The organism is Saccharothrix texasensis (assembly GCF_003752005.1).
In the GTDB taxonomy this organism is placed as follows: Bacteria; Actinomycetota; Actinomycetes; order Mycobacteriales; family Pseudonocardiaceae; genus Actinosynnema; species Actinosynnema texasense.
Window position 1 is genome coordinate 4,248,576 of the sequence record NZ_RJKM01000001.1, and the last position, 12,933, is coordinate 4,261,508.

Here is a 12,933-nt window from a genome sequence, read left to right on the forward strand (position 1 = left end):
CGAGGGTAGATCAGCAGTCGCAGGAGATTCCGTGCAGGCTCGTGCCGCCGGGCTCGACGGCGTCGCCCTCCACCGGGTAGCCCGACGCGTGCCAGGTCGTGATGCCGCCGGCCAGCCGCTTCACCTTGAACCCGAGGCGCGAGAGCGCGAGCGCGCCCTTGGTGGCGGCGTTGCACTCGAAGCTCTCGCAGTAGCAGACGTAGACGAGGTCGCGGTCCCAGCCGGCGGTCGTCGTCTCGTCCACGTCCCAGTGCGGGAGGTTGATCGCGCCGGGGATGCGGACCCGCGCGAACGCCTCGGGGCTGCGCGTCTCGACCAGTCGGAAGCCTTCGGTCGTGCCCGCCCGGAGGTCGCGGACCACGTCGTCCGGGTCGGCCTCGAAGGCCAGTTCGGCGGCGAAGAACGCCGCCGCGTCGGCGGGGTCGGCAGCGGGGAATCGGAGCGTGTTCGTCATGGGTAGATCGTGGCTGACCAGCGTGTTCTTCCCCATGCAGAACTCCAGGCGTGACCTGGGTTCCGCCTACGATTCCACGGTGGAACTGGACGATCTGGATTGGAAGTTGTTGGACCTGCTCCAGCGGGACGGGCGGATGACGTTCACCGAGCTGGCGAAACGGGTTTCCCTGTCCGCGCCCGCGACGACCGAGCGCGTGCGGCGGCTGGAGCAGGCCGGGATCGTCACCGGGTACGCGGCGGTGGTCGATCCGCGGCGGCTCGGACTGCCGATCGAGGCCATCGTCCGGGTGCGGGTGCGCAGCCTGGACACGCCCCGGTTCCGGGAGCGGGTGGTGACGCTGGCCCAGGTGCGCGACGCGGATCACGTGACCGGGGACGACTGCTGGCTGCTGCGCGTGGTGTGCCGGTCGACGGTCGAGCTGGAGGAGTTCGTGGAGCAGGCCCAGCGGTACGGCGACACCACCACGTCCCTGGTGTTCTCCTCCCACGCCCGCAACCGGCCCATGACGCGCGACGTCCTCGAAGGTATCGTTTCTCGATAACATCGATAAACGATATGCAGGGGGACTGTCGTGTCGAGGGGGAATCCGTTGGAGCCGTTGACCGGTGTCGTGTCGGCGGTGTTCGCGGTGAGCCTGGGGGTCTACGGCCTCGCCACCGCGATCCGCCTGACGATCGGCTTGTTCGACCCGGTGTGCTTCACCGCCGAGTCCTGGCCGCAACACCGAGGGCCGTGACCTCGCCGCGGGCGTCCGCTTGGCCGCCGTCGACCGGGTCACGCTGTGCGTCGACGACCCCGCGCCGTGGCAGCACGTGCTCGGCGTCCTGTCCGCGGCGCCGACCGCCTTCACCCGGGTCGGCGCGCTCCTGCTGCTCCTGTTGCTGCTGCGGGGAGCGTCACGGCACGGCATCTACACACCGGGCACCGCGACCGGCGTGCGCCGCCTCGGCCACTACCTGCTGTGGGTGCTGCCGTCGGCGGCGCTGGTCGAGTCGATCGCGCGGACCTCGCTGGTGCACGCCGCCGTCACGTTCGACGCCGGGTCCCTGGCGTTCCTCGGCGGGTGGGAGGCGCCGTGGTGGGCGGTCATCACCGGCATCGCGCTGCTGTCGCTGGCGCAGGTCGTGCGGACCGGCGCGGAGATGCGCGCGGACCTCGAAGGAACGGTGTGACGGTGCCCCGCAACCCGTTGCGGCCGCTGACCGTCGTCGTCCGGCTCCTGTGGTCGGTGACCACCGCGGTGATCACGCTGGTCGCGGTGGCCTCCTACGGCACTTCCGTCTGGTCGGTGTCGCGTTGCCGATGGCCGGCTACGCCTTGCTGTTCCTGCTCCTCATGCGGCTGCTCGAACGGGGTGCCGTCGACGGCGTCCACACCGCCGCCACTTCGGACCGGCTGCGTCGCACTTGGCAAGATCATGCGCACGAGCGCGGAGATGCGCGCGGACCTGGAGGGAACCGTGTGAGCATCCAGGTGCACCTCGACCGGCTGCTGGCCGAGCGCGGGATGACCTTGACCGAGTTGGCGGACCGCGTCGGCGTGACCGTGGTCAACCTGTCGGTCCTCAAGAACGGCCGCGCCAGGGCGATCAGGTTCAGCACGCTGACCGCCCTGTGCGAGGCGTTGGACTGCCAGCCGGGTGACCTGCTCAGCCACCGGCCGGGGTGAACACGAACTCCGCCGAGTCGACCACCGGCCGGAAACCGATCCGCTGGTAGATCGAGTTGGACGTCGGGTTCGCCAGGTCGGTGTAGAGGACCACGTGCTCGGCGCCGTTCTCCTGCGCCCACGCCGCGCAGGCCGCGGTGACCGCCGCGCCGTACCCGTGCCTGCGGTGCTCCGGCGGCGTGTAGACGGGACCGATGCGGGACATGCCGGACGCCGGCGCGTTCGCCGCCGCCCACGCCACCGGGGTGTCGCCGACGTGCCAGATCAGGTGGCCGTGCCCGGACTCCAGGCCGACGCGCACCATGAGCCGGACCCGGTCCTCGCTGGTGCTGTCGCGGTCCTGCCCGGTCGCTTCGACACCGAACTCGGTGCGCCAGTCGGTGAGCAGGTCCAGGTCGTCCATGGTCGCCAACCGTGCCGTGCCGGGCACGTCGGCGGGGGCATCCAGCTCGTCCAACGCGTACAGGCGCAACGCCATGTGCTCCCGCGCGTTGCAGCCCGTGCGGGCGGCCCAGGCGACGACGAACGCCTCCACCGACTCGCGGGGACCGTTCACGCCGGGCAGTTCCACTTCGCCGGCCAACGCGTCCGCGACGACCTCCGCCCACTCCGGCCCGACACCGCTCAACGTCAGCGGCCACGGCGGTGTACGCAGTGCGGCAGCCACCAGCACACCGTCTTCGGTGACGCTCACCAGCAGCGGTGGTTCGTCCTCCGGGTCGGCGTGGTGGAGCCTGCGGTCCACTGCCGCGATCGGGATGGTGTGGAACACGGGGTCCGCGTTGAAGAAGTCACCCGTCAACGCCCAGAACTCCGCCAGGTCGTCATGTCTCGTCACCTCGGCCACGACCGGACGGTAACGCAAAAAGCCTTCAGGGGCACTCGGGTTGATCGAGTGCCCCTGAAGGCGAAAAATTGTTCGGCGGCGTCCTACTCTCCCACACCCTCACGAGTGCAGTACCATCGGCGCTGGAAGGCTTAACTACCGGGTTCGGAATGGGACCGGGTGTTCCCCAACCGCTATGACCACCGAAACACTATGAAATTACCAACCCGTAGGCACCACACCCCACCCCACACAAGAGGTGGACCGTGACGGTCCGGTTCGGTTCTTTCAGAACCGCACAGTGGATGCGTAGCGTCTTCATGACAAGTCCTCGGCCTATTAGTACCGGTCAACTCCAGCCGTTACCGACCTTCCATCTCCGGCCTATCAACCCAATGGTCTCTTGGGGGCCTTAACCCACAAAGGGGTGGGATACCTCATCTAGGAACAGGCTTCCCGCTTAGATGCTTTCAGCGGTTATCCCTTCCGAACGTAGCCAACCAGCAATGCCCTTGGCAGGACAACTGGCACACCAGAGGTCCGTCCGTCCCGGTCCTCTCGTACTAGGGACAGCCTTCCGCAAGTATCCTACGCGCGCGGCGGATAGGGACCGAACTGTCTCACGACGTTCTAAACCCAGCTCGCGTACCGCTTTAATGGGCGAACAGCCCAACCCTTGGGACCTACTCCAGCCCCAGGATGCGACGAGCCGACATCGAGGTGCCAAACCATGCCGTCGATATGGACTCTTGGGCAAGATCAGCCTGTTATCCCCGGGGTACCTTTTATCCGTTGAGCGACCACGCTTCCACAAGCCATGGCCGGATCACTAGTTCCGACTTTCGTCCCTGCTCGACCTGTCGGTCTCACAGTCAAGCTCCCTTGTGCACTTGCACTCGACACCTGATTGCCAACCAGGCTGAGGGAACCTTTGAGCGCCTCCGTTACCCTTTGGGAGGCAACCGCCCCAGTTAAACTACCCACCAGGCACTGTCCCTGATCCGGATCACGGACCGAGGTTAGACATCCAGTACGACCAGAGTGGTATTTCAACGACGACTCCACACTGACTGGCGTCAGCGCTTCACAGTCTCCCACCTATCCTACACAAGCCGAACCGAACACCAATACCAAGCTATAGTAAAGGTCCCGGGGTCTTTCCGTCCTGCCGCGCGTAACGAGCATCTTTACTCGTAGTGCAATTTCGCCGGGCCTGTGGTTGAGACAGTCGAGAAGTCGTTACGCCATTCGTGCAGGTCGGAACTTACCCGACAAGGAATTTCGCTACCTTAGGATGGTTATAGTTACCACCGCCGTTTACTGGCGCTTAAGTTCTCAGCTTCGCCCCGAAAGACTAACCGGTCCCCTTAACGTTCCAGCACCGGGCAGGCGTCAGTCCGTATACATCGTCTTGCGACTTCGCACGGACCTGTGTTTTTAGTAAACAGTCGCTTCTCGCTGGTCTCTGCGGCCGAAAAATCCTAGCCCGCAAGGGGCTTCAAATCCCTCGGCCCCCCTTCTCCCGAAGTTACGGGGGCATTTTGCCGAGTTCCTTAACCACAGTTCGCCCGATCGCCTCGGTATTCTCTACCTGACCACCTGTGTCGGTTTGGGGTACGGGCCGCATGAACACTCACTAGAGGCTTTTCTCGGCAGCATGGGATCACTCTACTTCGCCTCAATCGGCTATGCATCACGTCTCAGGATATATGAGCTGCGGATTTGCCTACAACTCTCCCTACACGCTTACACCAGTACTACCACTCACTGGCGGAGCTACCCTCCTGCGTCACCCCATCGCTTGACTACTACAAGTTCAGGTCCCGCGCTCCACATCGCCCCTCATCCGAAGAATCAGAGCGGGCTTCGGGCGGTTAGTATCACAAGGTTCGCCATGGGCGCGTTCACACGGGTACGGGAATATCAACCCGTTGTCCATCGACTACGCCTGTCGGCCTCGCCTTAGGTCCCGACTTACCCTGGGCGGATTAGCCTGGCCCAGGAACCCTTGGTCATCCGGCGGACGAGTTTCTCACTCGTCTTTCGCTACTCATGCCTGCATTCTCACTCGTCCAGCCTCCACACCTGGATCACTCCGGCGCTTCAATGGCTGAACGACGCTCCCCTACCCATCCCGACCTAAATCGAAATGACACGGCTTCGGCGGTGTGCTTGAGCCCCGCTACATTGTCGGCGCAGGACCACTTGACCAGTGAGCTATTACGCACTCTTTAAAGGGTGGCTGCTTCTAAGCCAACCTCCTGGTTGTCTGGGCGACCCCACATCCTTTCCCACTTAGCACACACTTAGGGGCCTTAGCCGGCGTTCTGGGCTGTTTCCCTCTCGACTACGAAGCTTATCCCCCGCAGTCTCACTGCCGCGCTCTCACGTACCGGCATTCGGAGTTTGGTTGATTTCGGTAAGCTTGTGGGCCCCCTAGACCATCCAGTGCTCTACCTCCGGCACGAAACACACGACGCTGCACCTAAATGCATTTCGGGGAGAACCAGCTATCACGGAGTTTGATTGGCCTTTCACCCCTAACCACAGCTCATCCCCCAGGTTTTCAACCCTGGTGGGTTCGGGCCTCCACGCGGTCTTACCCACGCTTCACCCTGGCCATGGCTAGATCACTCCGCTTCGGGTCTAGACCACGCGACTCACACGCCCTATTCGGACTCGCTTTCGCTACGGCTACCCCACACGGGTTAACCTCGCCACGCAGCACTAACTCGCAGGCTCATTCTTCAAAAGGCACGCCGTCACCCCTAAAGGCTCCGACGGATTGTAGGCACACGGTTTCAGGTACTATTTCACTCCCCTCCCGGGGTACTTTTCACCTTTCCCTCACGGTACTAGTCCGCTATCGGTCACCAGGTAGTATTCAGGCTTAGCGGGTGGTCCCGCCAGATTCACAGCGAATTTCACGAGTACGCTGCTACTTGGGAACACTGTAAGGAGACGGTGAGTTTTCGCGTACGGGACTTTCACCCTCTACGGCCACGCTTTCCAGACGCGTTCCGCTAACGACACCGTTTTATGACTCCTTGTCAGTCCGGCAGAACTGACGAACAGGTCCCACGACCCCGTACACGCAACCCCTGCCGGGTATCACACGAATACGGTTTAGCCTCTTCCGCTTTCGCTCGCCACTACTCACGGAATCACGGTTGTTTTCTCTTCCTGCGGGTACTGAGATGTTTCACTTCCCCGCGTTCCCTCCACACGCCCTATGTGTTCAGGCGTGGGTGACCCCACATGACTGGGGCCGGGTTTCCCCATTCGGATACCCTTGGATCTCAGCTCGGTTGACAGCTCCCCAAGGCTTTTCGCAGTCTCCTACGTCCTTCATCGGCTCCTGGTGCCAAGGCATCCACCGTGTGCCCTTAATAACTTGCCACAAAGATGCTCGCATCCACTGTGCAGTTCTCAAAGAACAACCAGACACCATCCCGCTACTGCCCACGCCTACCGGACAACCCGGCGGTTCGCGGACGGAGACCGTCCTGTCGTTTCTCGCTGAAAGAGACACTCACGTGTTCTCTCAGGACCCAACAGCGTACCGAACAGAAGACTCGAACCCCTCACGGACCCTTCCACGCTCCGGAGAGCAGTACTAACTCCGCGAACAATCCCAGGTTCTGTATATAGCCAGCATCCACATCATTGAGCAACCACCGATCGATCATTCGCCGATCGCGAGGCTCTCCACAGGCCCTCCGAAGAAGACCGGTGAGGAATGCTCCTTAGAAAGGAGGTGATCCAGCCGCACCTTCCGGTACGGCTACCTTGTTACGACTTCGTCCCAATCGCCAGTCCCACCTTCGACCGCTCCCCCCAGCAAGCTGGTTGGGCCACGGGCTTCGGGTGTTACCGACTTTCGTGACGTGACGGGCGGTGTGTACAAGGCCCGGGAACGTATTCACCGCAGCGTTGCTGATCTGCGATTACTAGCGACTCCGACTTCACGGGGTCGAGTTGCAGACCCCGATCCGAACTGAGACCGGCTTTGTGGGATTCGCTCCACCTCACGGCTTAGCAGCCCTCTGTACCGGCCATTGTAGCATGTGTGAAGCCCTGGACATAAGGGGCATGATGACTTGACGTCATCCCCACCTTCCTCCGAGTTGACCCCGGCAGTCTCCCATGAGTCCCCGCCATTACGCGCTGGCAACATGGAACGAGGGTTGCGCTCGTTGCGGGACTTAACCCAACATCTCACGACACGAGCTGACGACAGCCATGCACCACCTGTACACCAGTCCGAAGAGGCCTACATCTCTGCAGGTTTCCGGTGCATGTCAAGCCCAGGTAAGGTTCTTCGCGTTGCATCGAATTAATCCACATGCTCCGCCGCTTGTGCGGGCCCCCGTCAATTCCTTTGAGTTTTAGCCTTGCGGCCGTACTCCCCAGGCGGGGTGCTTAATGCGTTAGCTGCGGCACGGAGGACGTGGAAGTCCCCCACACCTAGCACCCACCGTTTACGGCGTGGACTACCAGGGTATCTAATCCTGTTCGCTCCCCACGCTTTCGCTCCTCAGCGTCAGTATCGGCCCAGAGACCCGCCTTCGCCACCGGTGTTCCTCCTGATATCTGCGCATTTCACCGCTACACCAGGAATTCCAGTCTCCCCTGCCGAACTCAAGTCTGCCCGTATCGACTGCAGGCTCCACGTTAAGCGTGAAGTTTTCACAGCCGACGCAACAAACCGCCTACGAGCTCTTTACGCCCAATAATTCCGGACAACGCTCGCACCCTACGTATTACCGCGGCTGCTGGCACGTAGTTAGCCGGTGCTTCTTCTGCGGGTACCGTCAGTTGCCCTTCGTCCCCGCTGAAAGAGGTTTACAACCCGAAGGCCGTCATCCCTCACGCGGCGTCGCTGCATCAGGCTTTCGCCCATTGTGCAATATTCCCCACTGCTGCCTCCCGTAGGAGTCTGGGCCGTGTCTCAGTCCCAGTGTGGCCGGTCACCCTCTCAGGCCGGCTACCCGTCGTCGCCTTGGTAGGCCATTACCCCACCAACAAGCTGATAGGCCGCGGGTCCATCCTGTACCGCCGGAACTTTCCACCCCACAAGATGCCTAATGGAGTCATATCCGGTATTAGACCTAGTTTCCCAGGCTTATCCCAGAGTACAGGGCAGGTTACCCACGTGTTACTCACCCGTTCGCCGCTCGTGTACCCCGAAGGGCCTTACCGCTCGACTTGCATGTGTTAAGCACGCCGCCAGCGTTCGTCCTGAGCCAGGATCAAACTCTCCAATAAGGAATGTTTGATCGCTCCGAACAACACTGACATGAACGTCAGTTGTCCAGTAACAATCTCAAAGGAAACCTCTTGACGAGGTTCATAAATTTACTGGCTATTCGGCACGCTGTTGAGTTCTCAAAGAACACGCGCTCACCATTTCGTTCCGCAGTCTTACCGCAGTTCAATCCGGGGCTTTGTGTTTCCGGTGTTTCGCTTGCTGTGGTTGAACCTTAGCTCGTTCGTTTTCGCGGTGTCAAATCGGCCGGTTTCGGCTTCTCGGCTCCGCGCTGAACTCGCTTCGCATTCAATTTGTATCTGTTTCCAGAGCGGAGGCAGCACTCTGTGCTGCTTATTCGTTTCTGGGAGCTTGACGCCGCAGTAGTCTACTCGGCCCGATTCGCGGTGTCAACCGCTCGTTCCGAGGTTCTTGCTGGCGACTCGGTAAAAGTTACTCATGACCTTCGTCGGTGTCAAATCGCCTGGTCAGCGGCTTGCCGGCGCGGTGCGTGCCGGCATCGCGACCTGCGGACCCGGTCCCTTGGGCGCCACCGGACGGGGTCGCAACCACAGCGGGATGCTCCGCATCCCCTCCATCGCGGTCACGATCTGCTCCGGCGACGCCGGTTCGCGGGTGGGCACCGGCACCAGGTCGTAGCCCCAGATCCGGAACTCCTTCAGGACCGTGACCGGATCGTCGCCGAAACCCGACGTCGCCGTCGCGGAGAAGTCCAGGAACACGTGAGGGCGATCCCGGCGCAGCAGGCGCACCAGTCCGGCCAACGCGCGGTGACCGCGGCCCGGCGCGTCCACCCGGACGACGGACAGCTTGCGGCCCTGCAACGACGGCACGGCCTCCAGCTCCTTGTCGAGCCTGGCCGCCCGCACCCGCGGCACGTCGTCGCCGGCGTCCTCCGGCAGCGGCGCGACCGACACCCCGCCCGTCAACGACGGTTGGGTCGCCAGCTCACCGGTGCTCTCCCACGCGGCGGCGTCCACCAGCACGAGCTGTTGCGCCACCCGTTCGGGCAGGTTGACGTCGACGTTGTGCCGCAGCAGCGCCCGCGCGGACGGGCACGGCTCGACCGCGACCACCGCGCCGCCCGTCCCGAACCGGCTGAGCATGCGCACGGTCTGGTACCCGACGTACGCGCCGATGTCGAGGAAGATGCCGTCCGGCTCGACCACCGAGTCGATCAGCTCCGACAGGCCGGTCTCCCACACCCCGTTGCTGGACAGCATCGGCAGCATGAACGCGTCGTCCGACGGCAGGCGCAGCAGGCCCACGTCGGTCAGCACGAGCGAGCTGCGCGGCACGGTGTCGCTGTGCCGCTCGTGCTCGCGCACGACGACGCGGCGCAGGGCGTCGGCGGTCTGCTGCGCCTGGTTCGCGGCGCGCAGGCCGAACTCGAGCTTGGTGTCACGGTCCCGCAGCACGTCGACGACCTTGGACTCCAGCGAGTCGATCCGGTCGAGGGTGCGTTCGAGCGCGACGGCGAGCTTGTCGATGCGCTGGGCCAGGGCGTCGCCCTGCTTGGCGCGCTTCGCGGCCTCGGCGACCACGGCGTCCTCGATCTCGCGCACCCGCCGTCCCTGGCCGGCCATGTCGGCGCGGACCCGGACGACGCCGTCGTCGATGCCGACGAGCTGGTCGGCCAGGTGGCCCTGGTGCTCGGCGTGCTGTTCCAGCTCGGCGCGCAGCACCTCCAGCTCGCCCAGGCCCACGCCGGTGGACAGGTCGTCCTGGCGGCGGACCACCTCGGAGACCGTGCGCTCGACCCCTTCGACCAGGGACGTGAGCACGTTGCGCATGTGGTTGTCGTAGTGGTCGAGGACGCGCAGGACCACCTTGCGCAGCTGCGGCGCCATGGGCGTGCGGCTGGCCGTGCCCACGTCGGGTTGGCGCAGCAGGGCGTGCTTCGCCGAGTGCAGCGCCTTCAGCGGGTCGACGGTCGGCGAGGGCTTGGCCCGGCGGGCGCGCCAACCCCGGTAGGCGTGCTCGACGCGTTCGCGGAGGATCTCGCCGACCTTGGCGACGTCCCGGGTGGCGCGGACGTGGTCACGTCCCTTGAGGCCGATCGCGACGGCCGTCGGCAGGTCGTCGGCGAGGGCGCGCATGAGCTTCGCGGCGGCCTGGACGTCGGGTTCGACGCCCTGGCGGCACGGCACGAAGATCACTGCGGCCTTGTCGAACAGCTCGGCGACCGCGCCGTGGTCCGAGGTCATGACCGGTGTGGCGCGGGCGGCGTGCCCGGCGAGGGTGTGCGCGATCCGGTCGCACGCGCCGCCCCGGTGCAGGTGCACGAGGCAGTCGACGGGACCGAGGGTGTCGACCAGTTCGATGCGCGGGTCGGCGGCGGTGGCCAGGCGCAGTCGTTCGGCGGCCTCGGGGTGGGCCGACGCGTTGGTGACCTCGATGCGCAGCGTCACGTCGTTGCGGTCGGGGAAGGCCGAGAGGAACGCCGAAACCGCGCCCAGCACGTTGCCCGCGCGGTCGATCGCGTGATCGGCGAGGGCTCCGAAGACCACCCCGTCGTGCGCTTCGGGGTCTTGGTCCTCGATGTCCACGACCGGCAGCGGGAGGACCCGGACGGCCGGGCCGCCCTGGCGTTCGAGGGTGGCGCGCGTCGCCTCGGACGGCACCCACAGCTCGGCGGCGTCGATCGGCTGGTCGTCGTCGAGGAGGTAGTCGACGACGAAGCGGCTGTCCGGGACGCGTTCGGCGGTGCCGACCCGGATCACGACCGGGTAGCCGGCGGTGGTCGAGGTCGGGAGGCCGGACGCGCGGGCGGCGGCGTGGACGAGCTCGGCGACCGGGCCGGCGCCGAGCACGGAAACGCCGAGCTGGTCGTGCAGCACGGGTCCTTCGGCGCGGGGCCGGGGCACGGCGGCGACCGGCAACCGGCCCGCGGCCACGCCGACGCTCGCGCACCAGTCGCGGAACGCCGGGCCGTCCTCGCCGAACGGGTCGGGGAACTGGGCGCGGAGGGCCTGGTCGGAGCGCCAGAGCGCGACGGACCAGCGCGTGCTGCCGGGCAGGCCGGGCACGGGTTCGCTCGCCCAGGCCACGAAGCCCGCTCCCCCGTCCGGCCCGAAGGCCGGGGGTGGGGTGCTTCGGGTGGTCGGGGAGGCCGGTTCGAGTGGGGTGGAGCGCTCGGCGGCGTCCGGACGGGAGTGGTCGGCGGCGGGCTCGGCATCGGCATCGGCATCGGCATCGGCATCGGCATCGGCATCGGCATCGGCATCGGCGGACGATGCGACCTGGCCGGCGGGCTCGGCGCTGTCAGCAGTCGGCGCGGCATCGGCAGCCGGCTCTTCGCGGTCGGCGGTTGCCGGGACCTCGACGGGCGGCTCGGAGCCTTCGGCAGGCTGATCGACCTGACCGGTCGGCTCGACGCCCTCGGCGGGTTGGTCGACCTGACCGGTCGGCTCGACGCGCTCGGCGGGTTGGTCGAGGTGACCGGTCAGGGTGATGCCTTCGGCGGCCGGCTCGGCGGCGACCGGGGTTGCGGCGACCGGGGTTGCGGCGGCGGGGTCCGGGGCAGGCTCGGCCGGTGCGGGAGGTTCGGTGGAGACCGGGGCTGGGGGCAGGATTTCAGGCTCGGTGCTCGGGCGGGTGCCGTTGACGGCCGGCGTGGTCACCGGTTCGGTGGTCACCGGTTCGGTGGTCGGCGTGGAGGCGGGCTCGGTGGTCTGCCTGCCGCCCGGGCTGAAGGCCGAGCCCGGGTGGGAGCGGGCGGCTTCGCGGTAGTCCGCGCGCAGCTCGTCCGGGATCTGGGTGCCGTCCGCGAGCTGCCCGAAGCCGTACCGGACCCGCTGCGGCGAGTGGCCCTTGCGGACCAGTTCCGCCCGGTACGCCGTGCAGAGCTCCGCCAGCTGCGGGTGTTCCGAGAGCAGGACCCGGGGGCGGTCGGCGAAGTCCGCCGACAGCAGCCACGGGCGGTGGGGGTCGAAGCCCGCGAAGTGGACGCTGCGGACCGGTTCGCCGACCGTGGTCAACGTGCCGTCCGGGCGGCGGTGCAGGTCGCGTTGCGCCGCGTTCCACACCGACAGGCCGACTGTCGCGTCACGCAGGACGTGCAGGTTGACCAGCGCGGGAGCCATGTCGAGCACGGCCTTGGTGGCGTCGGGCGTGCGGCGCAGCTGTTCGCCGAGGGACCGCAGGAACGGCTCCGCGCCGGGCGCGACGAGCAGGAACCCGGGGTCGAAGACGCCCGTCTCGAGCAGTTCGGTCGGGGTCGGGCGCAGGCCGTCGTCGGGCAGCGGCCGCAACGCCCTCGGCACCAGGACCAGCGGGCCGCGGCGCACGGCGGCCTCGACCAGATCCGTGAGCGGGTTGAGCACCTGCACCCACGGGTCCAGGCACAGCACCGGCACACCTTGGCCGAGCAGCTGCTCCAGGAGCTTCGGCCGCAGCACGCCGCACAGCTGCGCCGCCGTGCAGCCGGTGGCCAGCTCCGCCAGCTCGTCCTGGCTCATGCCCAGGTCGGCGGGGGTGACGAGGCCCGGACCGGAGTTCTCCGGCAGGGCGTCGACCACCAGCGCCAGGAACCTGGCCTGCGGGTGGTTGGCCAGGAACGAGCTCGACAGCACCTTCACCGCGGGCAGTTCGGCGGCGGTCGCCACCGTGCAGGCGATGAACGTGGGACGGGATTCCGAACGCCCGGGCACCTCGGTCACGGTCTGCAAACCTAGCTTCTCCGAGTGCCCGGTGTGGACCACCCGCACGGGT

The 12,933-nt window shown here is 65.8% G+C and carries 8 protein-coding genes and 3 rRNA genes; 4 read left to right on the plus strand and 7 right to left on the minus strand.

The features are described from left to right. Positions 1-10: 10 nt before the first annotated feature. On the minus strand, positions 11-454 hold the full coding sequence (locus EDD40_RS17895) for a rhodanese-like domain-containing protein (RefSeq protein WP_123743929.1): 444 nt from the start codon (positions 452-454) through the stop codon (positions 11-13). A 79-nt stretch (positions 455-533) separates the two neighbouring features. Between EDD40_RS17895 and EDD40_RS17900 the strand changes: the two genes are divergently transcribed. The 3 genes from EDD40_RS17900 to EDD40_RS17905 are packed head-to-tail and all read left to right on the plus strand — an operon-like array spanning position 534 to position 1,629. Beyond that, positions 534-998: an Lrp/AsnC family transcriptional regulator gene (locus EDD40_RS17900; protein ID WP_123748104.1), complete on the plus strand. Its 465-nt coding sequence runs from the start codon at positions 534-536 to the stop codon at positions 996-998. 30 nt (positions 999-1,028) lie between these two features. Continuing rightward, the gene (locus EDD40_RS41770; protein WP_170185122.1) at positions 1,029-1,193 is read left to right on the plus strand and encodes a hypothetical protein; all 165 of its coding nucleotides are present in this window, start codon (positions 1,029-1,031) and stop codon (positions 1,191-1,193) included. A 19-nt stretch (positions 1,194-1,212) separates the two neighbouring features. Next, positions 1,213-1,629, plus strand: coding sequence for a DUF2975 domain-containing protein (locus EDD40_RS17905; protein ID WP_123743930.1), 417 nt, complete (start codon positions 1,213-1,215; stop codon positions 1,627-1,629). A 94-nt stretch (positions 1,630-1,723) separates the two neighbouring features. On the opposite strand, the gene EDD40_RS41775 is transcribed toward EDD40_RS17905, so the two are convergent. Further along, a complete protein-coding gene (locus tag EDD40_RS41775; RefSeq protein ID WP_170185123.1) occupies positions 1,724-1,882 on the minus strand; it encodes a hypothetical protein in 159 nt (52 codons plus the stop codon). A gap of 36 nt (positions 1,883-1,918) precedes the next feature. Here EDD40_RS41775 and EDD40_RS17910 point away from each other — a divergent pair, with 36 nt between their 5' ends. Beyond that, positions 1,919-2,125, plus strand: coding sequence for a helix-turn-helix domain-containing protein (locus tag EDD40_RS17910; protein ID WP_123743931.1), 207 nt, complete (start codon positions 1,919-1,921; stop codon positions 2,123-2,125). Here the strand turns inward: EDD40_RS17910 and EDD40_RS17915 are convergent. From EDD40_RS17915 to EDD40_RS44410, 5 genes are all read right to left on the minus strand, one after another. Next, positions 2,106-2,972 carry a GNAT family N-acetyltransferase gene (locus tag EDD40_RS17915; RefSeq protein WP_123743932.1) on the minus strand — a complete coding sequence of 289 codons (867 nt, stop codon included), beginning with the start codon at positions 2,970-2,972 and terminating at the stop codon, positions 2,106-2,108. The genes EDD40_RS17910 and EDD40_RS17915 overlap by 20 nt on opposite strands. A gap of 70 nt (positions 2,973-3,042) precedes the next feature. Next, positions 3,043-3,159, minus strand: a 5S ribosomal RNA gene (gene rrf, locus EDD40_RS17920). Positions 3,160-3,270: 111 nt separating this feature from the next. Next, positions 3,271-6,351: ribosomal RNA gene (locus tag EDD40_RS17925) — 23S ribosomal RNA — on the minus strand. A gap of 350 nt (positions 6,352-6,701) precedes the next feature. Next, positions 6,702-8,219: ribosomal RNA gene (locus tag EDD40_RS17930) — 16S ribosomal RNA — on the minus strand. Together the 16S, 23S and 5S rRNA genes form the textbook arrangement of a ribosomal RNA operon. Positions 8,220-8,687: 468 nt before the next feature. Beyond that, positions 8,688-12,929, minus strand: coding sequence for an FkbM family methyltransferase (locus tag EDD40_RS44410; RefSeq protein WP_123743933.1), 4,242 nt, complete (start codon positions 12,927-12,929; stop codon positions 8,688-8,690). Positions 12,930-12,933: the final 4 nt, after the last annotated feature.